Origin of the sequence: Orrella dioscoreae (assembly GCF_900089455.2) — a bacterium.
Lineage (GTDB): Bacteria > Pseudomonadota > Gammaproteobacteria > Burkholderiales > Burkholderiaceae_B > Orrella > Orrella dioscoreae.
Map to the genome: position 1 here is coordinate 3,991,251 of NZ_LT907988.1, position 24,322 is coordinate 4,015,572.

13 protein-coding genes are annotated in these 24,322 nt (G+C 69.3%); 9 read left to right on the forward strand and 4 right to left on the reverse strand.

Annotated elements, in window-relative coordinates; genetic code table 11:
- Positions 1–114: 114 nt before the first annotated feature.
- Positions 115–1,728 (forward strand): CYTH and CHAD domain-containing protein, encoded by a 1,614-nt coding sequence (locus ODI_RS18475; protein WP_067749925.1) that lies wholly within the window; start codon positions 115–117, stop codon positions 1,726–1,728.
- A gap of 70 nt (positions 1,729–1,798) precedes the next feature.
- Here ODI_RS18475 and ftsY read toward each other — a convergent pair whose 3' ends face one another.
- Positions 1,799–3,037 (reverse strand): signal recognition particle-docking protein FtsY, encoded by a 1,239-nt coding sequence (gene ftsY / locus ODI_RS18480; protein WP_067749834.1) that lies wholly within the window; start codon positions 3,035–3,037, stop codon positions 1,799–1,801.
- Here ftsY and rsmD point away from each other — a divergent pair.
- From rsmD to ODI_RS18495, 3 genes are read left to right on the forward strand one after another with little or no spacing between them, the layout of a single operon-like run.
- On the forward strand, positions 3,036–3,602 hold the full coding sequence (rsmD, locus tag ODI_RS18485; protein ID WP_067749836.1) for a 16S rRNA (guanine(966)-N(2))-methyltransferase RsmD: 567 nt from the start codon (positions 3,036–3,038) through the stop codon (positions 3,600–3,602). The two genes, ftsY and rsmD, sit on opposite strands and share 2 nt — an antisense overlap.
- 51 nt (positions 3,603–3,653) lie before the next feature.
- On the forward strand, positions 3,654–4,163 hold the full coding sequence (gene coaD, locus ODI_RS18490) for a pantetheine-phosphate adenylyltransferase (protein WP_067749838.1): 510 nt from the start codon (positions 3,654–3,656) through the stop codon (positions 4,161–4,163).
- A gap of 7 nt (positions 4,164–4,170) precedes the next feature.
- Positions 4,171–4,419, forward strand: a complete 249-nt coding sequence (locus ODI_RS18495) for a YfhL family 4Fe-4S dicluster ferredoxin (protein ID WP_067749839.1) — start codon at positions 4,171–4,173, stop codon at positions 4,417–4,419.
- Between the two features lie 18 nt (positions 4,420–4,437).
- On the opposite strand, the gene ODI_RS18500 is transcribed toward ODI_RS18495, so the two are convergent.
- Positions 4,438–4,824, reverse strand: coding sequence for an MOSC N-terminal beta barrel domain-containing protein (locus ODI_RS18500; RefSeq protein WP_067749852.1), 387 nt, complete (start codon positions 4,822–4,824; stop codon positions 4,438–4,440).
- Between the two features lie 41 nt (positions 4,825–4,865).
- Positions 4,866–7,499 (reverse strand): AsmA family protein, encoded by a 2,634-nt coding sequence (locus ODI_RS18505; RefSeq protein ID WP_067749853.1) that lies wholly within the window; start codon positions 7,497–7,499, stop codon positions 4,866–4,868.
- A gap of 688 nt (positions 7,500–8,187) precedes the next feature.
- On the opposite strand from ODI_RS18505, the gene ODI_RS18510 reads away from it, so the two are divergent.
- Together ODI_RS18510 and ODI_RS18515 are read left to right on the forward strand one after the other, a co-directional pair.
- Positions 8,188–9,168, forward strand: coding sequence for a helix-turn-helix transcriptional regulator (locus ODI_RS18510; protein WP_157929788.1), 981 nt, complete (start codon positions 8,188–8,190; stop codon positions 9,166–9,168).
- Between the two features lie 450 nt (positions 9,169–9,618).
- Entirely contained in the window at positions 9,619–11,271 is a 1,653-nt protein-coding gene (locus ODI_RS18515; protein WP_067749857.1) for a Hint domain-containing protein, read from the forward strand.
- Positions 11,272–11,301: 30 nt separating this feature from the next.
- Here the strand turns inward: ODI_RS18515 and ODI_RS18520 are convergent, their stop codons facing one another.
- Positions 11,302–13,245, reverse strand: coding sequence for a glycosyltransferase family 4 protein (locus ODI_RS18520; protein ID WP_162292303.1), 1,944 nt, complete (start codon positions 13,243–13,245; stop codon positions 11,302–11,304).
- Between the two features lie 517 nt (positions 13,246–13,762).
- On the opposite strand from ODI_RS18520, the gene ODI_RS18525 reads away from it, so the two are divergent.
- From ODI_RS18525 to ODI_RS18535, 3 genes are read left to right on the forward strand one after another with little or no spacing between them, the layout of a single operon-like run.
- Complete coding sequence (locus tag ODI_RS18525; protein ID WP_231968094.1) at positions 13,763–15,370, forward strand: polysaccharide biosynthesis/export family protein; 1,608 nt, start codon at positions 13,763–13,765, stop codon at positions 15,368–15,370.
- Positions 15,371–15,408: 38 nt separating this feature from the next.
- Entirely contained in the window at positions 15,409–22,980 is a 7,572-nt protein-coding gene (locus ODI_RS18530; protein ID WP_067749861.1) for a type I polyketide synthase, read from the forward strand.
- Complete coding sequence (locus ODI_RS18535; protein ID WP_067749863.1) at positions 22,977–24,314, forward strand: aminotransferase class I/II-fold pyridoxal phosphate-dependent enzyme; 1,338 nt, start codon at positions 22,977–22,979, stop codon at positions 24,312–24,314. The genes ODI_RS18530 and ODI_RS18535 overlap by 4 nt, the downstream gene beginning before the upstream one ends.
- The last annotated feature ends 8 nt before the right edge of the window (positions 24,315–24,322 follow it).

Below are 24,322 nucleotides of genomic sequence, written 5' to 3' on the forward strand. Positions count from 1 at the left end.
ACCTTGCGGTGCACGGGCGTCAGGACAAAAATGACCGATATATGACGTGTCACCATTTTCCTGGTCCCGCTCGCTAGAATGGCGGCCTTCGCATCACTGGCCCAGCGCCCCATCATGTCCGAACAAGAGCTCAAGCTACACGTCCCCGCCCCCGCCCGAGCCGGCATCGAACGCGAGATTGCCCGGGGGACCGCCACCCGGGTCCGACTGCACGCGCTCTATTTCGACACCCCCGATCGTGAACTGGCGCGTGCCCGCGTGGCGATCCGCCTGCGCAAGGAAGGCCGGCAGTGGGTGCAGACGCTGAAGACGCCTGGCGGCCACGCCCTGTCGCGCATCGAACTGAACCACGAACGCCCCGGCCCGGTGCTGGACCTGTCGGTATATGCCGACACGCCCGTGGCCGCCGTGCTGGCCAGCCTGCAAGGCGAGTTGGCGGTGCGCTACGAAACAGACATCAGCCGCCTGCTGCGCCGCGTGCGCACGCGCCACGGCACCGTTGAAATCGCCTATGACACCGGCTGGCTGCGTGCCGGCGACCTGGCGCTGCCGGTCTCCGAAGTCGAGTTCGAGCTGGTCTCGGGCAAGCTGGACGCCGTCTTCGACCTGGGCCGCCGCTGGCAGCACAAGTTCGGCCTGGTGCTGGACCTGCGCAGCAAGTCGCATCGTGGCGATGCGCTGGCCAACACGGCCCAGACGCTCGGCGCCATCGACCCGGAAGCTTCCGGCGCCACCAAGCAGCGCGCCAAGGAAATCGCCCGCTACTGGGCCCCGCAAGGCGCCGGCGCCTCGCCGCTGCACGCCGACATGGACGCCAGCCAGGCGCTGCGCGCCGTGACCTATGAGTGCCTGGAACAGGTCGTGGCCAACGCCGTGCCGCTGGCCGAAGTCGATACCGCCGGCGTCTACTGTGCCGGCGGCGCCGAACACGTGCACCAGTTGCGCGTGGGCATGCGCCGCATGCGCTCGGCCTGGAAGCTGTTCCAGGGCTGGACGCCCGGGCCCTCGGAAGCCCTGGTGCAGCAGGCGCGCGCACTCTTCGCGTCTTTCGGCGAAAGCCGCGATGCCGACGTGCTGCAGGACACGGTGCTGCCCACCCTGGAACGCGCCGGCATGCCCGCGCTGAAACTGCCGCCCTCGGAAAGCACGGTCGACGCAGGCGCGCTGGCCGCCAGCCGTGATTTCCAGGGCTGGGTGCTGGACATGCTGGCCTGGACGCTGGGCCTGGGCCACGATGCCCAGCCCGCCGTCGCCACGTCGGCCACCGCCAACGACAACGCCGCGCCCGGCACGGTCAGCGCCCAGGTCGAGATCATCCCCCTGAGCGCCCCGCCCGTGCCCACGCTGACCGAACTGCTGACCGGCCGCCTGCGCAAGTGGCACCGCCGCCTGGTCAGCGAAGGCGAACGCTTCCTGTCGCTGGAAGCCGAGCCGCGCCACGAACTGCGCAAGCGCGGCAAGCGCCTGCGCTACGGCCTGGCCTTCGCCGAGCCGCTGCTGAATGCGCAGCGCCTGCGCCCGTACCGCAAGCAGTTGTCGGAAGTGCAGGACATCCTGGGCGAGATGAACGACCTGTATGTCGCGCAGGAACACTTCGAAGTGCTGAGCGCCGGCCACACCCAGGCCTGGTTCGCGCGCGGCTGGATCGTGGCGCGCCTGGACACGCTGGGCGTGCAGGCGCAGTCCTCGTTCCACACGCTGGGCGAGATCAAGCCGTTCTGGAAGTAAGCAGGCGGTTCACCCACGGGCAATGACAAAGGCGGCCTCGGCCGCCTTTGTCATTGATGCTGCTGCCTGCTCAGTCGCCCAGCAGCGCCGCCGCGAAGTCCGCGGCCACGAAGGGCTGCAGGTCTTGCAGGCCCTCGCCCACGCCGATCCAGTAGACCGGGATGGGGCGCACGCCCTGGCTGCCCGCGGCCACCGCGGCCAGCGTGCCCCCCTTGGCGGTGCCGTCCAGCTTGGTGACCACCAGGCCGGTCAGGTTGATGGCGGCGTCGAAGGCACGGATCTGGGCCAGCGCGTTCTGGCCGGTGTTGCCGTCCAGCACCAGCAGGACCTCGTGCGGCGCGTCGGCGTCGGCCTTGCCGACGACGCGGCGCACCTTGCGCAGCTCTTCCATCAGGTGCAGTTGCGTCGGCAGGCGGCCGGCGGTGTCGATCATGACCACGCCGGCGCCACGGGCACGGCCGGCATTGACGGCGTCGAAGGCCACGGCGGCCGGATCGCCGCCTTCCTGCGAAATGACGGTGACGTTGTTGCGCGAGCCCCATTCGATGAGCTGTTCACGCGCCGCGGCGCGGAAGGTGTCGCCCGCGGCCAGCAGCACGCTGGCGCCGCGCGCCTGGAAGGCGTGGGCCAGCTTGCCAATGGAGGTGGTCTTGCCCGCGCCGTTGACGCCGGCGATCATGACCACCAGCGGCTGGGCGCGCGACAGGTCGAACGCACGCTCGAGCGGCCTCAGGTGTTCGGTCAACAGTTCGCGCAGAGCCGTCTTGACCTGGGCGGCGTCCTCGATGCGCTCCTTGCGCACGCGGGCACGCAGGCCGTCCAGCAGGCTGGCGGTGGCTTCGACGCCCGCATCGGCCATAATGAGCGCCGTTTCCAGTTCCTCGAACAGGTTTTCGTCGACCTTGACGCCCACGAACAGGCCGCCCAGGCTCTTGCCTGTCCGGGACAGGCCGGAACGCAGGCGGCTGAGCCAGGAGGATTTCTCGGGCTTGGCGGGTGCGGTCTCGGCTTCGGCCACCGGCGCAGGCGGGACGACGGCGACAGGCGCCGGGGTCTCGATCTCGGGTTCAGGCTCGGGTTCCGGTTCCGGTTTCGGTTCCGGCGCTGGCGGCGCCTCGGGCGTCACGGCCTCGACAGGCGGTGCCGGCTGCGGCACCGATGGCGTGGCCGGCACGAGTTCATCTCGCTCGGGCGCATCGGCGGCAGGCGTGGCAGGCGTTTCGACAGGCGGCGCATGGCGCGCGGCGTCGTCCTCGCGGGTCTCGGGCTGGGCCGGAACCGGCGGCTTTTTCTTGAAGAAATTAAACATGGCCAAGCAGTATATTCGCATCGTGGGGGGGAACTACCGGCGCACGCCCATCGCGGTGGTCGACGCCCCGGGCCTGCGGCCCACCCCCGACCGGGTCCGCGAAACCCTCTACAACTGGCTCCACCACTTCTGGCAAGGCCGATTCGAGGACAAGCACGTCCTGGACCTGTTCGCCGGCAGCGGCGCGCTGGGCCTGGAGGCCGCCTCGCGCGGCGCGGCCCTGGTGCAGATGGTGGAACGCGATCCCGCCGCCGTCGCGGCCTTGCGGGCGCTGCGCAACAAGCTGGACGCCACGATGGTACGCATCCACCAAGGCGATGCCATGACGGTGGTGCATCGGCAAAGCCCCGCCCGCTACGACCTGATCCTGCTGGACCCGCCTTTCGGCCAGGGCTGGCTGGAGCGCCTTTGGCCCCTGCTGCCCAATGTGCTGAAGGAGGGCGCCCTGGTCTATGTGGAATCGGAAACACCCGTCGCCGCGCCCCAGGGGTACGCGCCGCTGCGCCAAGACAGGGCAGGCGCGGTGCACTATCATCTGCTTCAGTTTGCTGCGACGCAAAATTAGATCAATAATCCGCCTTTTCCGCCCAGATTCCCTGTTTGGAGTCCACGCACAATGATCACCGCTGTCTATCCTGGCACTTTCGACCCGCTGACCCGCGGCCATGAGGACCTGGTTCGCCGGGCCGCCGGCCTGTTCGACAAGGTCGTCGTGGGCGTGGCCGACAGCCGCAACAAGAAGCCTTTCTTCTCGCTCCAGGAACGCCTGGAAATCGCCGAGGAAGTGCTCGGCCACTACCCCAACGTCATCGTGCGCAGCTTCGCCGGCCTGCTGAAGGACTTCGTGCGCGAGCAGGACGGCCGCGTCATCGTCCGCGGCCTGCGCGCCGTGTCGGACTTCGAATACGAATTCCAGATGGCCGGCATGAACCGCCACCTGCTGCCGGAAGTCGAGACGCTCTTCATGACGCCCTCGGACCAGTACCAGTTCATCTCGGGCACCATCGTGCGCGAGATCGCCGTGCTGGGCGGCGACGTCAGCAAGTTCGTATTCCCGTCGGTGGAGCGCTGGCTGCAGGTCAAGGCCAAGGAAAAGCGCGAGCAATCCTGGCCGCAGGCCCAGTAAGCCCGCCATGGCCCTGCGCATTACCGAAGAGTGCATCAACTGCGACGTCTGCGAGCCGCAGTGCCCCAATGACGCCATTTACATGGGCGAGGAGATCTACGAGATCAACCCCGGCGCCTGTACCGAATGCGTGGGGCACCATGACGAGCCGCAGTGCAAGGTGGTGTGCCCGGTGGAATGCATCGAGATCCACCCGCAATGGCGGGAAGGGCAGGACGCCCTGATGGCGAAGTACCGCCGCTTGACCGGCACCTGAACTGGCGCCTGGGCGGTATCAGCCCGCCGGCCAGGCCACGGGCGCCGCGTCGGGATGCAGCTTGACCAGCCTGCACGGCTGGCCCGCCACGTTCGAGAACCACGCGGCGGCCAGGTCGCCCTCGTCCACCACATCCACGTCCTGATCGGCCACCCGGGCCACGCGGCGCACGCTGTCGTCATCCTCGATGACGTCCAGCGGGATGTCCAGGCGCAACATGCCTGGGGCACGCAGCACCAGATACCCCAGCTTCATCGACGGCGTGACGCCTGACAGCGCGGGCGCGGCCTGCGCCGTGAGCCATGTGCCGGACGCGTCGACGACCAGCCAGCGGCGGTCGTAGGCCGCATCGGCGGCCGCGACCGGACCACAGGCGGCCACGGGTTGGAGGGAAGCAGACGTCATGGCGGGGGATCCTGTGTTGTCGTTCTTCCGCCTGCCGCCGCTCAACGGCCCAGCAAGCCCTTCAGCGCGTTGCCCAGGCTCTTGACCGTTTCCTGCTCGACCAGGCCGCCCTCGCCCGTGCCTTGCGGCTCGGTCGGCTTCACGGGCAGCTTGGAGGTGTGGCGTTCGATTTCCTCGGCCAGCTTGTCTTCCAGCGACCGGCGCAGCGCTTCGCTGCCCGCGCCACGCCATTGCAGGCTGTAGACAGGCTTGTCCATCGGTCCGGCGATCTGCAGCGGGATGGTGACGTTGCGCAGCGCGGCCAGCGCCTTGCCATCCTGCCCCGTGGACGTGTTGACCACGCGCACGTTCAGCACCAGGTTGACGAGGGAATCGACCAGGTTCAGTTCCGCGGGCTTGCCCTGGCTGACGCGCAGCAGCGGCGCGGCCATTTCCAGGCGGCGCACGGTGGCGATGCCCTTGGCCAGCGCCAGGTCGGCTTCCAGCGACGAGAAATCGGTCTGGCGCGGGCCGCTGATGTCGCCCTCGTCACGCGAGCCCGAGGCCGCGGCGCGGGCTTCGCGCAGCAGCGCGGCAATGTTGATGCCCTTGATCGCGCCGTCGCGCAGGCGCAGTTGCGCCGTGCCGCCCAGCGTACGGCGCCATTCGTCGCTGTTCACGCCCGAGGCGCGCAGGTCCAGCGTCAGGCCGCCCTTGCCGCTCAGGTGGCTCTGGCCGCGCACGTCGGTCAGGATCGGATCGATGGCGATGTCCGACAGCGACAGCTTGGCGCCCAGCTGGTTGCCGTTGGCGTCGGCGCTCAGTTGGCCAGCCAGCTTGCCTTCATAGAGCTGCGCGGCGATCTCGGAGATGTCCAGCTTGCCCTGGGCAATCTTGATCTTGGCGCCGAAGTCGCTGGCCTTCAGGTTGCGCACCACCAGCTCGCCCACCTTGATGCTGCCATCGGCGGTCACGCCGTTCAGCACCGAGAAATCCACCGGTTTGGGCTGGGGCGCCGGGGCAGGCGCGGGCGGCGGCGTGCCCGAGCCATCGCCACCGCCCGTTGCGGGCTGGGGCTTGACCGGCAGGCGGGCGGGCGCCAGCTTGTCGAGATCCAGGGTGTCGACGGCCAGGCCGAACTTCACCAGCGGATCGGCCAGGCGCGTGACGTCGGCCGAAAGATCGAACTTGCCGCCTTCCAGCACGGCATTCAGGCGCGCGCGGGCCTGGTCCTTGGACAGGTCGGCGGACAGGCTGCCGATCACCGGGATCTGCAGCGCGCCATTGGGCAGGCCGGGATCGGTGATGCGCACTTCGCCCTTCAGGGCGGAAAGCGCGAACATGCGCTGCAGCAGGCTCAGCGACAGCGGCGACACGACATTGCCCTGGATGAGGCGCTGGCCTTGCTTGACGTTGACGTCCAGCTTGGCTTCCTTGATGTCCAGCGCCTGGGCCGTGCCCGACAGGCCGGTCAGCCCCAGGCCGACGTTCATGGCTTCCTCGCCGTCCACGCGCAGCCTGCCGGTCAGCGCCTGGCCGGAAGCCTTGGTGGACTGGATATTGAGGGCGGGCGCGTCCACGGCGAATTCGAAGGGGTTCTCGCCCCAGCGGCCGGTGGCGCGGGTCACGAGCTTCTCGATCTGCAGGTGCAGGCGGCCCGGGTGCGCCGACAGGCGCGGCACGGTCATCGTGGCTTCCACGCCGGTAAGCGGCTTGGCGGCCTTGTCGGCCGGCTTCATGTCACCCGCGAACACCACTTCCAGGCCCGACACGTCCAGGGCGCTGAGCCCGGCGTCGAAAGCCAGGTTGCCGCGCGCGGTCAGCGCGTTGGCGGTCACATCGCCCAGGCGGCCGTCCATGCGCATGTCCAGGCGCTGCACGCCGTATTTCATGGCGGCCGGATCGAGCTTGAGCAGGCCCTGGGCGGTCAGCCCGGCGTCCACGCGCGGATTGCCGCCCTCGATGCGGGCGGACAGGGAGACGTCGAAAGCCTGGTCGAAGGTGACGCGGCCGGTGGCGACGTTCAGGTTGGCGATGCGCACCGCCATGCCGCTTTGCGCGTCCTGCAGCTGGATATCGCCTTCCTTCAGGTCCAGGCCGGCGATGTCGATCTGCATCTCGGTGCGGCGGATGGCCTGCGACACCTCGTTGACGGCAGCGGCGCCCGCTTCGGCGCCCAGGGCCGTGGCGCCAGCCGCGGCCTGCGCAGGCGTGAGATTGCTGGTGTCGGTGGCTGCGGCGGGCGCGGGCGTCTCGGGCTCGGCGTCCCGCTCGGGCAGCACCAGCGCGCCGTCGCCCCGATTGACCAGGTTGCTGAAGTTGAATTCGCCGTCCTTGCCGCGCACGACGCGCGCCTTGAAACCATTGATGGTCACGTGGTCGACCACCAGCTGGTTGAACAGCAGCGGCCAGACGGCCACCGCCACGCGGGCGCTTTCGATGGAGGCGAACTGTTCGGTGCTGCCGGCTTCGGACAACGAGACGTCCTGCACCGACAGGCCGATGCGGGGGAACAGGGACAACTCGATGGGACCTTCGATCGACAGGCTGCGGTCATAGCGCGCCTGGATCATTTCCTCGAGCTTGTACTTGTAGGCGTTCGGATCAAACGTGAGCAAAAAGATGGCCACGCCCACGACGACCACGAGGGCCAGCACAACCAGGCCAATCAGTATGCGTTTGATCCAATATTTCATTGCGGCCTCGAAGACCTCCAAGTCAGGCAAGAATGCGGGGCCCGCGCCCCTGCCCAGCTGGCAACAGGGCGAACGTTGAATGCTAACCCAAGACAGGCGCCCTTGCCGCCGCAGCGGGCGTGCCGGGCCTCGGCCGCGCGGGCGGGCCACGGGCGAGCGGGCGGTTGGACTGCGCAGCGGAGGGGGAGTTCACGGGCAGGCCAGAAAGGCGTGCCAAAAAGAGTGATAATGCGCCGCCTTCGGAGAGCGGGTCGCCGGGCGCGAATAAATTTGAAATATTAAATTTCATTCAGACTTGTTTCGCGACTAACCAGACGAAACAGGAATACCTATTGCTGCCCGTGCTCCCACGATAACCGGTTTCGTGAGGATCAATACGGCAGCCCGTAATAATGTTTTGCAAGAAGCTGCGCCATCCTCATATTGGAGTGCGCGATCTCACTACCGACCTTGAGTAATCCTTTGCAAGAATCAATGCCGACGGAGGATACGGCCCGCCGAAACTCGCGCAAATAAGTAACTGCGCTTTCTAGCCGGACCAGTATTTACGTGAGGCATTATGAAAAACGGCGGCAATTCAACTTCACTTCTGACACCAGCGGCATTGTCTGCTTTCAATGACAGCCCTTTAATCACCACCAGCAGAAGCCAGAGGTTCGGGGGCGACGCACTTGCCGGGTCGCCCACCATGATTCACTCCTCTCGCAGGGAGCAGGTCCTTATCTGCCTGCTGGGCCGCATGAACCTGATGACAGGCACGCGCGGCGAGAGCTTCCTGAAGCAGGCGCAGTTGCTGGCCGCGGCAAGCGCCGCCCAGGACAACTGGCACATGATCCACGTGGGTGACCGGGTCACGCTCTACAGTCCCGAGAACGACCTGGCCGAAGTCATGGCCGAATCGAGGCGCTTCCTGATGTTGCCCGGGTCCGGCCCAGATCATGCGCCGCAAGGCAGCCGGACGCTTTTCGGTGTCCTGTCGGATCATTACTGCCGGCAGATCGGGCTGGGCACGCTGACCCGCCGCATCACCTCCGGCCACTCCCCGGCCGGCTGCGCCCAACGGCTGGCGCAACATCTGGTCGACTGGGCCAAGGACACCATGCTGGGCACGCCCAGCATCTCCGAGATCGACGCATCGATAGAGAAAGCCATCGAATTCGACGTGTACGATCTGCTGGAGCACACCCGCAGCTTCGTGTCGGCGCACAACGACGCCCCACCGCTGCCAGGGGCGCGCGAATTGGCTTTCGGCGCCCCCAATCTGGTGCTCCCCCAGATGCTCGCGTGGCTGAAGAAGCACTACAGCGAGCCCGATCTCACCGCCAGCCGGATGGCCGAGGAATTCCGCATTTCGGTCCGGCAGGTGCACAAGCTCTTCGAATTGCGCCCGGACGGACAGACGTTCCTGCAGACGCTCAAATCCATCCGCATGAGCCAGGCCCAGGCCTTCCTGGAGAACCCTGACTTCTGGCACCTCTCCATCGCCGACGTGGCCGAGCGTTGCGGCTTTTCCAATTCGGTTTACTTCGGTCGCGTGTTCAGGGAGGAATTCGGCCTGGCGCCGGGTGCCTACAGGCGCCAGAAGAAAGAGGCGTTCTATCGCACGTGCGCCTTCCTGGCGGCGTCCCACACCCATGGATCCAGCGACGTCTCGGACAACGCCGCCTGATCCGCCTTCCCCCAAACTGCCGGCCGCGCATCGAGATAATGCGCGGCCTTTTTTTTGCATTATTCGCGCAGAGCACAGGAATATTGCGCCGCGCGCCAAAAATATTTTGAAAAATGCACGATTTACTCGTTGGCGTGCTTTTTTTCATTACCTTGTTGCGCGGCGACAGGGCAACATCAAGGCCGGTGACAGGCAGTAACGCTTATTACCGAGCGCGCACTTCCTGTTTCTGTTCGAGCGGGATTATCTACCCGCCCCGGATGCCTTGGTGTCCATTCAGCTTTCCATATGGGAGAAAGAGAATGATCAAGCATGCCCCCTCCTGACCGGCAGCCGCCCGGCGCCTGACCGCCCCCCCTCCTTTTTACGCGTGACACGCAAGCGCCTTTTTGCATCGCAAGAAGGGGCAGGGGCTATTTTTTTTCTGAAAAACGCACCAAGGAATCCAACATGGCTCTCATCAATCTCAACCTGCTCGGCGACCAGACCACCCGCGTCCCGCAGGATCAGCCCGTCGCCAACGGCGATACCCTGTCACTGAACCTGAGCGGCTCCAATACCCTGATCATCGACGGCGTCGACGTCGACCTGTCGGGCGCCATCAGCGCCGCGGTGGGCGGCGACACCATCATCGAGGCGACCAACGGCGCCAACGTCAACGTCACGTCCTTCGCCGGCGTGGGCGCGGGCAACAGCCTGACCTACCGCATCGGCGAGAACGCCTCGCTTGGCTACGGCGGCGGCACGCTGAACGTGGGCCTGCTGAACAACACCAGCATCGAATTCGCGTCGGGCGGAACAGGCACGCTCAGCTTCGTGGCCCCCACGGCGAACCTGGACCTCAGCGCCCGCCCCACCATCACCGGACTGACGGCGGGCGACAAGCTCAACGTATCGCAAGGCAACCTGATCGGCGACCCCACGCCCGCTTCCAGCATCAGCTACGAGAACGGCGTCCTGACGGTCTATCGTTCAGGCCTGCTCGGCGTGCAGACCCCCATCGCCAGCTTCAACGCGCCGGACCTGCCCACCGACGGCAGCTTCTCGCTGGACGCCGACGGCAACGTGGTCTATGCATGCTTCCTGCGCGGCACCCTGATCGCCACTCCCGATGGCGAAACCGCGGTCGAGGACCTGCGCGAAGGCGACCGTGTGCGCACCGCGTCGGGCGGCGTCGCCACCGTCAAGTGGGTGGGCTATCGCAAGCTGCACCGCAACCGCATCCCGGCCAAGGACGCCTTGCGCGCCTATCCGGTGCGCATCGCCAAGGACGCGCTGGCCGACGGACGGCCGGTACGCGACCTGACGGTGTCGCCGGGCCACCACCTGTATTTCGACGGCCGCCTGGTCCCCGCCATGGCGCTCATCAACGGCCTGACCATCGTGCAGGACCGCGAACGGGTGTCGTTCGAATATTTCCACGTCGAGCTCGACCGCTTCGACATCCTGCTGGCCGACGGCGTGCCGGCGGAGTCGTACGTGGACACCGGCAACCGCCAGATGTTCCAGAACGCGGACACCGTGGCGCTGCGCCCCGACTTCGGACCGGCAGCCGGCCGCCCGCAGATCGAGGGCCTGACCATCGAACGTAGCGGCCGTTACGTCGAAACCCTGCGCAACCAGTTGCTGGTGCGCGCACAGATGCTGACCGGCGTGCGGCGCGTGGCCGAACCCGACCTGCGCCTGGAGATCGCCGGTCAGCGCATCGTACCCTCGCGCGTCGACCCGGCGAGCGGCCTGTACGCCTTCGACATCCCGGCCACGGCCGCGGGGCAGGACGTCTACCTGGTGTCTCGCTCGGCGATCGTGCGCGAGACCAGCGTCCATGTGCGCATGGACCGCCGCAGGGTGGGCGTGGGCCTGGCCAGCCTGGCCTTGCTGCGTGGCGAGCAACGCCAGCCCATCGACCTCATGGATCCGCGCCTGCAGGGGTTCAACGATCCGCAGGACGCGCACGGCACGCCCATGCGCTGGACCATGGGCCGCAGCCTGATCCCGGCGGCGCTGCTGGCGGGCGAAGGCGCCGCCACGCTGGAGTTGCGTGTGCTGCGCACCTACTCGTACTGGGAGACGGCCGACGACGCGACGGTCCTGGCCGCATGACGGCCTGAGCGGCACGCGGCCAAGCGCCGTTCAAGCGCCGGCCTGCCTTATCGAGGCCGGCGCTTCCTCCCGCTCCGCCGAAACGTGTTCGGCCCAGCGCGCCACTTCGGCGGCGCGCTGGCGCCAGGTGAACGCGGCGGTCACCTCCGCGCGCGCGCGTTCGCCCAGGCTGCGCCGCAGGGCGCCATCGACGGCCAGCCGCCGCAGCGCGTCGGCCAGCGCGTGGGCATCCCCTTTCTCGAAGACCAACCCGGTTGCGCCATCGTCCACGATGTCCCGCAAGGCCTGCACGGAAGACACCAGCACGGCCTTGCCCATGGCCATGGCTTCCATCGGCTTGATGGGCGAAACCAGCTCGCAGACCTCCAGCGGCAGGCGCGGGAACGGCGCGATGTCGACCAGCGAGTAATAACGCGCCACGGCCTCGGCGGGCACGCGGCCGGCGAATATCACGTGCGCGGACAGGCCCAGGCGGATCACCTGCTGCGCCAGCTCCGCGCGCTGGCGCCCGTCGCCCACCACGATGAGGCCGAGGTCCAGCCCTTCGTCCAGCAGCTCGCGCAAGACAGACAGCAGCGGGCCCAGCCCCTCGTAATGTTCCAGCGACCCCACGAAACCCAGCATCACGCGCTCGGCAGGCACCCCAAGCGCTTGCGCCAGCGCCTCGTCGCGCCCCTGCGCGGGAAAACGCTCGGCATCCACGGCATTGGGCACCAAGCCCACCTTGCGCGGATCGACGCCGCCCTCGCAAAGCACCTGGCGCAGGCCCGTCGTGAGCGTCAGCACGGCATCGGCATGCGTGGCCACCAGCATCTCCAGCGACCGCTGCAGCCGGAAGCGCTCGGACTGGAGCAGGCTGGGGTGGCGCGCGGCGGCGGTCAGCTCCCAGAACCCGCGCACTTCATAGATGAAGGCACAGCCCAGCCGGCGCGCCGCCAGCAGCGCCGGCAGCGCGTTGACGTGATTCGAGGCCGCCACCACCACGTCGATGTCGCGCGCGGCGGCGTATTGCTCCAGCGCCGTGCTCGCATGCCCCATGTAGTCGCTGAGCGCTTCGCCGTGCCCCACTTCGCAGGGGATGCGATCGTAGGCAAGCCCGTCGACGCGCACCACGCGCTCCGGCGTGAGGGGTCCCAGCGCGTCGCGCCGGTCCCACGGATAACCCGGCCGGGTGACCACGGACACCTCCAGGTCGTCGCGCTGCCCCAGGGCGCGGGCCAGCGCGTGCGAGCGGATGGCATAGCCGGAGGTGTGCGTGGGCGTGAGCGCGCTGACCACATAGAGCACGCGCAACGGTCCCGGCCGCCGCGGCGGCGGGCAAGCGCGCCCCGGGATGGGGGGCAGTTGCGCCAGCAGCCTGGCATTGTCGCGGACCACCGACCAGGTACGGATCTCGTTGGCCCGCAACACGCTGGCGGCGATGTCGGGGCGCGCCAGCAGCGCGGCCGCGGCAGTGACGTTGCCGCTTTTGTGGTGGGCGAACGCCAACCACTTGCCCACTTGCGGCGTGGGATTCAGGCGGTAGGCGTGCTCGCCGAAACGCAAGGCCGCGCCGGGGTCGTAATCGATCAGTATCCGGGCGGTCTCGTGGGCGGTGAGCGCGGCCAGCGCCGGCGTGCCCTGGCGGGCGCCGATATGGGCAAGCGCACGCTCGACGGTCAGGGACGGCCATGCCGCGGCGATCTCCCAGGCCAACTGCTGAGCGCCACCCGACCGCCCGCCGCCCAGCCGGGCCACTCGGCGGCTGCGCGCCTCCCGGTGGATGGCCAACAGGCGTCCCGGCAAACGCCACAGGCCGGAAAGGGAATGGGTGGCGTCGAGGATGGCGTTGCCGATCTGGTACGAAATCGTTCGGTGCAACCATTCCGACTCGATCTGGAGGAACTGTTCCCGCCGGGCCAGCAAGGCATCGTCCCCGGCGCCAGCGGCGGGCAGGGAGGCCTGGACGGAAGCGGGTTTTACGCCTTGATTCAAACTGTGGGACGTAACTGCGGAATCATGCGCATTTTTTGCGATTATTTTTCGCATTTTTATCAGTAGCGTCCGCAAAAAAAGAAAGAAACTGTATATCCGCGCAAAAAGAAGAACCCGTCATGGAGAGAATTCATATTAAAAAAATGCACGAAACATGCGCAATAAGCGCAGCGGGAATTTTGTCATTTTCAATTATCTACCAACCCAAAAACTGTCCTGCTAACATCGTCCCTCCGCATCGCCCGCACACCGGCCGAATGTTTTCCAGATAACCCCGGATTACCCCCGGAATGCAGGCTTCGATCGCATGACGATTCCGCAAAGTTTATTTTCCAGACTGTCAGCCTGCATATTGTTATTGGTTTTGGGAGCGCCTGCGGCGGCCCAGAGTTACGAGCAGTATCAGGCGCGCCAGGCCGCGCAGGCAGCCCAGTCGTCCGCGCAGGACACCGCCAGCCAAGGCCAAGGCCAAGGGCAGGCAAACGCCCCGGGATTCGTCCGGGATACCTTCAAGTCGATGACCGGCACCTCGCTGGAGGACGTCGCCAACCGCGCGGCGGGCATCTCGGGGGGGCCGCAGCCCAATCCGCAGCCCATGCAGCTGCCCGCGGCCCAAGGCGCGCCGGCATCGCTGTATCCGCCCAGCCGGATGTTCGGCGCCCAGCTCTTCAACGGCCACTTCGCCATGCTCAACGGCTCGGGCTTCAACCCCGACTACCGCCTGGCGATCGGCGACAAGGTATTGCTGCGCATCTGGGGCGGGGTCAACTTCACCGATACCCTGGTGATCGACAGCCATGGCAACCTCTTCATTCCCGAGGTCGGCCCCGTGCAGGTGGCGGGCCTGCGCAACGGCGACCTGAACCAGGCGATCCGCGGCGCGGTCTCCTCGACCTTCCGGGCCGGCGCCAACAACATCTATGCCACGCTGGACCTGGCCCAGCCCGTGAAGGTGTTCGTGACGGGCTACGTGCGCAACCCCGGCCTGTACCAGGGGCTCGCCTCGGACTCCGTGCTGTCCTACCTGGATCGTGCCGGCGGCATCGACGCGGAACGCGGCAGCTACACGGTCGTCAACGTGATGCGCAACGGCAAGGTGCGCAAGACCTTCAACCTGTACGATTTCCTGCTCAGCGGCCAACTCGACCTGGTGCAGTTCTCCGACGGTGACGTCATCATGGTGCAACCCCGGGCGCACGTCTTCAGCGCCGACGGCGCGGTGCTGAACCAGAACGATTTCGAGTTCCCCACGCCCACCGTATCGCTGGCCGAGGCGCTGCGCATGGCCCGTCCGACGCCGGGCGCCACCCACGTGAGCGTGCAGCGCCGCCAGGGGCTGGAGCGCCGCACGGAGTACTTCCCGATCGGCCAGGCTGCCGAGGTGACGCTCGAAGACGGCGACACCTTCACCGTCACCGCCGACCGCTACCCTGGCACCATCCAGATCCGCGTCAGCGGCGCGCACTCCGGCCAGCATGCGATGGTGCTGCCCTACGGCGCGCAACTGCGCGACGTGCTGCCCATGATCCAGGCCAATCCGCTGTCGGTGATGGATGCGATCCAGCTGTTCCGCAAGTCGACCAAGGAACAGCAGAAGCGGATGCTGGAAGTCTCGCTGAACAAGCTCGAGGAAAGCGTGCTCACCGCCCGCTCGGCCACCAGCGAGGAAGCCTCGCTGCGCCGCGGCGAGGCGGAGCTGACCTTGAATTTCGTGGAGAAGGCCCGCCAGATCGAGCCGCTGGGGCAGGTGGTCCTGAACGGCAAGGAGATCGGCGACACCATCCTGGAAGACGGTGACGAACTGGTCATTCCCGAGCGCACCTCGCTGGTGGCGGTCAATGGCGGCGTGCTGTTCCCGAACGCCTTCAGCTGGCAACGCGGCCTGGACGCCGACGACTACGTGCAGATGGCGGGCGGCTTCACGCAATCGCCCAAGACCTCCAAGGTCATCGTGGTGCGCCAGAACGGCGAGGCCGTCAATGCCGAGCGGGCCGGGGCCATCCGTTCAGGCGACCAATTGGTGGTGCTGCCGCAAATCGAAACCAAGAGCCTGGAGATCACCCGCGCGCTGTCGACGATCGTGTACCAGATCGCGGTGGCCGCCAAGGTCGTGCTGGGCCTGTAATGAGCCCTACCGGGCCGCGCGCGAAGGAGCGCTCACGCATGGATCATCGCGTCGCGATCGTCGGCCACGCCTTTCGTTTCCCCGGCACCGACCGGGATCGCTACTGGGAAGACCTGCTGCAGGGCCGGGACCTCGTCACGGCCACCGACGAGGCGCGCTGGCGCAAGGAGACCTATCTTCATCCGTCGCGCGCGCATGCCGGCACGGCATACACGTTCGCGGCGGGATCGGTGGGCGACATCGCCGGCTTCGATGCCGACTTCTTCGGCGTCTCGCCGCGCGAGGCGGCGCAGATGGACCCGCAGCAGCGCATGCTGCTGGAACTGGCCTGGGAAACGCTGGAGGACGCCGGTGTGCGGCCCAGCACCCTGCGGGGCAGCGATTGCGGCGTGTATGTCGGCGTCTCCAGCGTCGATTACGCCTACCGGATGGCGGAAGACCTGGACGCCATCGATGCGGCCACGGCCACGGGCAATACCTCCAGCATCGTCGCCAACCGCATTTCCTACGCGTTCGACCTGCGCGGCCCCAGCATGGCGCTGGACACCGCCTGCTCGTCCTCGCTGGTGGCGCTGCACCAGGCCTGCCAGGCGATCCGTGCCGGCGAAGTCACGCAGGCGCTGGCCGGCGGCATCAGCCTGCACGCGCATCCCTACGGCTTCGTGGTGTTCTCCAAGGCAGGCATGCTCTCGCCGCGCGGCCGCAGCCGTGCCTTCGATGCCTCGGCCGACGGCTACGTGCGCGCCGAAGGCGCGGGACTGTTCCTGCTCAAGCGCCATGACCAGGCAGTGGCGGACGGCGACCGCATCCTGGCGGTGGTGGCCCACTCCGCCGTCAACACCGATGGCCGCAAGGCAGGCCTTGCCGTGCCCAGCGGACAGGCGCAGGCCGCGCTGCTGCGCCGGACCTACGCCCAGGCGGGCATCGACCCCGCGGAACTGGACTACCTGGAGGCCCACGGCACGGGCACCGCGGTGGGCGACCCCATCGAGGCGCAGGCCATCGGCGCGGCGCTGGGCAGCGCGCGTCCCGCGGGCGCGCCCCTGCCTATCGGCTCGGTCAAGAGCAACATGGGTCACCTGGAAGCCGCGTCGGGCGCGGCGGGAATGGTCAAGGCCCTGCATTGCCTGATCCACCGCCAGGTTCCAGCCACCATCGGCATCGATGCCCCCAACCCCGCCATCGACCTCGACGCCTGGAACCTGTCGCTGGTGCGCAATACCCTGCCGCTGCGCGCGCAAGGACGCCTGACGATCGGCGTGAATTCCTTCGGCTTCGGCGGCGCCAACGCCCACCTGATCCTGCAGAGCCCGGACCCCTTGCGCCAAGACGCGCCCGCGGCGCGCTCCGCCGACGTGCTCCTGCCGGTGGTCGTCAGCGGCAGGACGCCCCAGGCGCTGAACGCCGCCGCCGAGGCGATGGCGCGGTCGCTTGAAAACGCGCGCGGCGCCACGCTGTACGACAAGGCCTACCAAAGCATCTTCCAGCGCGACTGGCACACCCATCGCGCCATCGTCTGGGGCCGGCAGGCCGGGCCGATGGCCGAGAGCCTGCGGGCCTTCGCGCAGGGACGCCAGCCACCGCTGCCGGTGCACGCCGGGCAGGGCGTGGCCGAGGCGCAGGGGCCGGTATTCCTCTATTCCGGCAACGGGTCGCAATGGGCGGGCATGGGCGCGCAATTGCTGGACGACCCCGTATTCCGCGACGCCGTGCGCGCCATCGACACCGTGTTCCGGCCCCTGGCCGGCTACGCCCTGGAAGACGAACTGGCGCGGCCCCCCCAGGCCTGCCGCTACGACGACACGGCAATCGCGCAGCCCGCACTCTTCGCCGTGCAGGTGGGCATCACGGAAATGCTGGCGCAGCGTCACATCCGCCCGCTCGCGGTCGTGGGCCACAGCGTGGGCGAGGTGGCGGCCGCTTGGGCCAGCGGCGCGCTGGGCCTGGCGGACGCGGTGCGCGTCATCCATCATCGCAGCCGCCTGCAGGCCACGACGCGCGGCCAGGGCGGCATGACGGCCGTGACGCTGGGCAGCCGGCAGGCCGTCCAGGCCCTGGCGCAAGCGGGGCTGGCCGCGCAATTGCATATCGCCGCCAGCAACGGCCCCAACGGCGTGACCGTGGGCGGCCCGGTCGCCGCGCTGGCGCGATTCGAGTCGTGGCTGACGCAGCAACGCATCGCGTGCCGCCGGCTGGACCTGGACTACGCCTTCCACACACCGGCCATGGATGGCATCGAGGCCGAACTGGTCGACGCCCTGGCGGATCTGTCGCCACGCACCAGCCATACCCCCTTCCACTCCACCGTCACAGGCGGGCCGCTGGACGGCCGGCAACTGGACGCGGACTATTGGTGGCGCAACATCCGCCAGCCCGTCGCGTTCGAGGCGTCGCTGCAGCACCTGGCCGCGCAGGGCCTGAACGTCCTGGTCGAGGTCGGTCCGCACCCCGTGCTGCGCGGCTACGCCAACGACGCGCTCAAGCAGGCCGAGCGGCCAGGCGTGGTGATCCCCACCGGCACGCGCGGCGACGACGCGGCGGCCCGGATCGTGGCGGCGGCCGCGCAGGCGGTACTGGCTGGCGCCACGATCGGCTGGAGCCAGGTGTTCCCGCGACGCGGTCGCCACGCCGACCTGCCCACCTACCCCTGGCAGCGCGAGCCGCACTGGCACCCCGTGTCGTCGCGCTCGCCTCGTCTGCTGGCACGCGCACCCGTCCATCCCTTGCTGGGCTATCCCTGCGAGACGCCGGGAACCTGGCAGGCGGAACTGGACACGGCGACACAGCCGTGGCTCGCCGACCACGTGGTGGGCGGCGCCATCCTGTTCCCGGCGGCCGGCTTCGCTGAAATCGCGCTGGCCGCGGCGCGGCAACACGCGCCCGGCGCCTGGCTGGATGTGGAGGAACTGGATATCCTGGCGCCCCTCGCACTGGCCGCTGGCGCGAGCAAGGAAATCAGGGTGGCCGTGGACGCCGCGGACGGACGGCTCAGCCTGTCCGCACGCGACCTGGGCGACGTGCCGTGGCAGCCGCAGCTGCGCGCGCGGCTGTTGTCCGATGGCGCGCCCGCGGCAAGCGCGCCGCCGGTCTGGTCTCCCCCCACCCGCGCACCCGACTTCGAGGCGGCCGGGCACTACATGGCGCTGCGCCTGGCGGGGCTGGATTACGGCCCCGCCTTCCAGACGCTGGCAGCAGGCTGGTGTGAACCCGACGGGACGATCGTGGCCCGCTACACCGACGCGGCGCGCCTGGCGGCCGAGGAGACACCCTGGCTGCTGCCGCCGACGCTGCTGGACGGCGCCCTGCAGCTTGCCGTGCATGGCCAGGGCGGACCGCAGGCGCACGCGCCGGGACCGGTATACCTGCCGACCAAGATCGGCCGCCTGTCGGTACGCCGCGATGCAGGCCGGCCGGCCTATGCGCGCCTGGTGCCGTTGCGCCGTACGCGCCACTCCCTGCTGCTTTCCCTGACCCTGCACGACACGCAGGGCAGCCTCGTCGCAACGGTGGAACACCTGCGTTGCCGCGCGGCGCAACGCCTCGGGCGCGCGGCCCCCACGCCGGCGCGGCTGGAAGAAATCCTGCTGCCACGTCCGCAAGCCGGGTCGCCGGCCCCTGCGAATCCGCTGGTGCCATCGGCGCTCGCGGCGGCGCTGCGCGCAGCCAGCCCGGGCGACGCACTGGCCCGCCAGGCGCGGCGCCATGTCGAGGAAATCGATCCCTTGCTCGACAGCCTGTGCCAGCGCTATGCGCTGCACGCCTGGCACGGCCTGGCACAAGGCGACGGACTGCTGCGAAGCGAAACGCTGCAAGCGCGGCTTGCGGCGCTACCCGCGCTGTCGGCCTGGCTGGAGCACCTGCTCGACGCGAGCGTGGCCGATGGCCTGGCCGTGCCGACAGGCGCGGACTGGCGGCTCGCGCCCCTGGACGAAGACCTGGCGCCGCAACGGCTCTGGCCGAGCCTGCTGCGCGAATACCCCGATGCGCTGCCAGCCCTGCTGGCCGTGGGGCGTACAGGCCTTGCCCTGGCGGCCGCGCTGCGCGGCGACCGCGCCGAGCCACCGCGCAGCGCCCCGGCCACACTGGCCGCGCCGCACGCCGTCGATGCCGTCCGCGCGCGCGTGGCCCGCGCCCTGGAAACCCTACACGCGCGCACCGGCGCCGGCCACGCCGACGCGCCAACGCCCCGCCGCACCCGCGTGGTGGAAATTGGCGCGGCCGGCATCGGCGCGGCCGGCTTCGGCGCGTCGCTGGGCGACTGGGCCGACTATCGTGCGATCACCTTGGACGAAGCGGGGCCCGCCCAGCTTGCCGCGCTGGCGGGCGCGCCCCGGCAAGACGGCAGCGCCAAGCCCGACCCGGCGGCAGACACGCCGCCTGCCCATGACCTGGCCATCGTCCACGGCGTCTTCGCCTCGTGGCGCGAGGCCCTCGACACCCTGCAAGCGGTGGAGGCCAGCCTGGCCCCCGATGGCACCCTGCTCTTCATCGGCCATCATCCCGCGCGCTGGCTGGATTTCGTGTGCGGCACCCGGCCGGACTGGTGGGTGGAAGACACCGCGGAGGCGGACAACGCGGCGGGCGCCCCCCGATCGCTCCAGCAGTCCGCCTCGGCCTGGCAGGCCAGCCTGGCCGCGCGCGGCTGGCGCGCGCTGGAGCAGGTCGATGCCGAGGACGACAGCCTGGGAGGCTGCTTCCTGCTGCTGGCCCAGCGGGACCCGTGCGCCCAGTCGCCCGCCGTCATGGCGCCCGGCGCCACGACGCGCTGCCTGATCCTCGCCGCCGACACCGCCAGCGCATTGGCCGGCTCGCTGGCCAGCCACCTGACCGCGCTCGGCGTCTCCGTACGCGTGCAGGACTGCGACACCGCCGACACGGTGCCGACGGCCATCGAGGCGGCGCGGCAGGCGCTGGGCGGCCTGGAATCCCTCGTCTACCTGCCCGGCGTGCCGGGCGCGCACCTGCCCGCCGCCGACGTGGTGGCCTGCCGTGCCCGCCACTGCCACATCGCCGCGCACCTTGCCCGGCACGCCGGGGCGCTTGCCAGCCCGCCCGCCTGCTGGCTGTTGACGCAAGGCGTGTACGGCGCGTCCCCCCGCGGCCCGCGGACGCTGGGCGAGACAGGCAGCGCTGCACTGTGGGCCTTCGGGCGCACGCTGATGAACGAAATGCCGGGACTGCCGCTGCGCATGGCAGACCTGCCCCTGGAAGGCGAGGATGCGCCGGCCGTCCTGGCCGCGCTCGCCCTGTCGCTCGGCGCCCCCGACGCGGAAACGGAGCTGGTCTTCGGCCCGGGCGGCGAGCGCCAGGCGCCGCGCCTGCGGCCGGCCAGGCAAGTGGACCGGCCCGCAACGGCCGACACGGCCTGGCGCCTGGGTTTCGCGCAGCCCGGCCAACTGGGCAACCTGGCCTGGGAGCCGGTGAACGCAACGCCGCCCGGTAAGGGCGAGATCGAGGTGGCTGTGCACGCCACCGGGCTGAACTTCCGCGACCTGATGTATGCCTTGGGCATGCTGTCCGACGAGGCACTGGAGAATGGCTTCACCGGACCGGCGCTGGGACTGGAGTTTGCAGGCGTGGTCACGCGCGTGGGCCCGCAGGTGACGGATTTCCGGCAGGGCGACGCGGTGGCGGGTTTCGGTCCGCACAGCTTCGGCACGCGCATGCGCACCACCACCGAAGCCTGCGCCGTGATGCCCAGGGGCCTGGCCTTCGAGGCGGCCGCCACCATTCCCAGCACCTTCTTCACGGTCTACTACGCCTTGCACCACCTGGCCCGGCTGGAACCCGGCGAGGCCGTGCTGATCCACGGCGCCACCGGCGGCGTGGGCCTGGCGGCGATCCAGATCGCGCGCTGGCGCGGCGCCCGCATCCATGCCACGGCCGGCTCGCCGGAGAAGCGGGATTTCCTGCGCCTGATGGGCATCACGGATATCCATGACTCCCGCTCGCTGGCTTTCGCCGACGACATCCTGGCGGCGACCGGCGGCGAAGGCGTGGACGTGGTCCTGAACTCGCTGGCAGGCGAGGCCGTGAACCGCAACCTGCGGGTGCTCAAGCCTTTCGGCCGCCATATCGAGCTGGGCAAGCGGGACTTCTACGACAACACGCGCATCGGCCTACGCCCCTTCCGCAACAACATCAGCTACTTCGGCGTGGACGCCGACCAACTGATGCACCTGCGCCCCGCCCTGACGCGCCGGCTATACGGCGAACTGATGACCCTCTTCGATACCGGTGTGCTGCACCCGCTGCCGTATCGCGCCTTCGCCGCGGACGACGTGGTGGAAGCCTTCCGGCACATGCAGCAGGCCAGCCACATCGGCAAGATCGTCGTCCACTACCGGGACGGCATCCACGCGGCCGCCGCCCCGGCTGCGCCGCAAGGCAGCGCGTGGAAGCCGGACCCCTCGGCCACCTACCTCGTCACCGGCGGGCTGCGCGGCTTCGGCCTGCGCACGGCGCAATGGCTGGCGGAGCGTGGCGCGCGCCACCTGGCGCTGGCCAGCCGCTCGGGCACGCTCGACGACGAGGCGCACGCGATCGTCGCGGCGCTGCGCAGCCAGGGCGTGTCGGTGTGGACCACCGCCTGCGACATCGCGGCGGCGGACCAGGTATCGGCGTTGCTGGACCATATCGGCGCGCGCCTGCCGGCGCTGGCAGGCATCGTGCATGCCGCGACCCTCTACGACGACGGCCTGGCCGCGTCGCTGGACGCCTCCCGCATCGCCGCCGCCATGGCCCCCAAGGTGCTGGGCGCCTGGCACCTGCATGAACAGACCCAGGCCCGAGGCATCGCGCTCTCGCTCTTCGTCATGTATTCCTCGGCCACCACGCTGTTTGGCAACGCCGGGCAAGGCAGCTACGTGGCGGCCAACGGCTGGATGGAGGCGCTGGCCCGCCATCGCCGCGACATCGGGCTGCCCGCGGTCTGCTTGCGGTGGGGGGCCATTGCCGATGCCGGTTTCCTGGCCCGTCATCCCGCCACACGCGAAGCGCTCCTGCAGCGCATGGGCGGCGCGGCGCTCCCGGCGGCCGACGCGCTGGCCGCCATGGCGCAAGCGCTGGACGAGGGCACGCCGGACCCGGCCATCCTGGCGCTGGACGGCAAGCGCCTGGCCGGCACGCTGCCGCTGGCCGCCACGCCGCGCTTCGCACTGCTGTCGCCGCCTGGCGGCGACGCGGGCGAGGGCGCCGCGGTGCCGCGCGAGGACCTGCCCGCGCTGGCACGCACCCTGCCCGACGCGGCGCTGCAAGAGAAGCTGCTGGAACTGTTGCGCCACGAGATCGGCCAGATCCTGCACCTGCCCGCCACGCGGATCGATGCCGCACGCCCCTTGAACGACCTCGGCCTGGACTCGCTGATGGGCGTCGAGCTTACCGTGGCGCTGGAGGCGCGCACGGGCGTGCGCCTGCCGCCCGGCGCGGTCGCCGGACAGGCCAGCCCCGAAAAGTTGGCGCGCCGTATCGGCGCGGCGCTGCGCGGCGAAGGCGGGAGCGGGCCGGGCTCGGACGACACCGGCCAGGACGCGGCGCCCGGCGCCGCCCTGCCTTCGGCCGATGCCGCACAACTACCGGGCGCGGCCCAAGCCCCCCGCGTGATGCCATGAGCGACGCTTCCGATACCACGGCGCTGCCCGCCGCGCTCAAGCGCGCGCTGATCGACGGCGCACGGCAGGCGCGCCAGCGTCGCGCGCAGACGCTGGCGCCGCTGCCGCTGCAGGCCCCCATTCCGGCAGCGCACTACCGCTTCGACCTGCACCCGGGCTACCTGCAATTGCGGGCGATGCGCGACAACGCCGCGCGGCTGGGCGTCGAGAACCCCTACTTCAAGGCGCACGAGGGCATCGCCGGCGCGACTTCCCTCATCGAGGGCCGGTCCTACATCAACTTCGCCAGCTACAACTACCTGGGCATGGCGGGCGACCCCACGGTCTGCGAAGCCGCCAAGGCGGCGATCGACCGCTACGGCACGTCCACCTCGGCCAGCCGGCTCGTGTCGGGCGAACGTCCCGTCCACCAGGCATTGGAACGCGCACTGGCCGATCTCTACGGCGTGGACGACGCGGTGGCGTTCGTCAGCGGCCATGCCACCAACGTCACGACCATCGGCCACCTGTTCGGTCCGCGTGACCTGATCCTGCACGATGCGCTCATCCACAACAGCGTGCTGCAGGGCATCCAACTCTCAGGCGCGCACCGCCTGCCCTTCCCCCACAACGACGGGCAGGCGCTGGAACGGCTGCTTGCCGCCCACCGTCACGAATTCGAGCGCGTGCTGATCGTGGTGGAAGGCCTCTACAGCATGGACGGAGACTATCCAGACCTGCCGCGCTTCGTCCGCGCCAAGCAACGCCACCACGCCTTCCTGATGGTCGACGAGGCCCATGCGCTTGGCGTGCTGGGGCCGCAAGGCCAGGGCAGCCATGCCCACCACGGCCTGTCGGCGGGCGACGTCGACATCTGGATGGGCACGCTCAGCAAGACGCTGGCGGGCTGCGGCGGCTACATCGCCGGCGAGTCCGCGCTGGTCGAACAATTGCGGTTCCTGGCGCCGGGCTTCCTGTACAGCGTCGGCCTGCCGCCCGCCCTGGCCGCGGGCTCGCTGGCGGCGTTGCGGTGCATGCAGGCCGAGCCCGAGCGCGTTGCCACGCTGCGCGCGCGCGGCGAGCGCTTCCTGTCGCGTGCCCGGGCCGCGGGCGTGGACACCGGCACCAGCGCGGGGCTGGCGGTCATCCCCGCCATCGTCGGTGGCTCGATGCGCGCTGCCCGGCTCTCCGCCGCCTTGTGGCGCGAAGGCATCAACGCACAACCCATCCTCCATCCGGCTGTCCCCGAGAACGCGGCACGGCTGCGCTTTTTCCTGTCCTGCCTGCACACCGAGGCACAGATCGATGCAACCGTCGATGCGCTGGTCCGCGGACTGGCCGCGCTGGCGGATTAGGGCCCGGC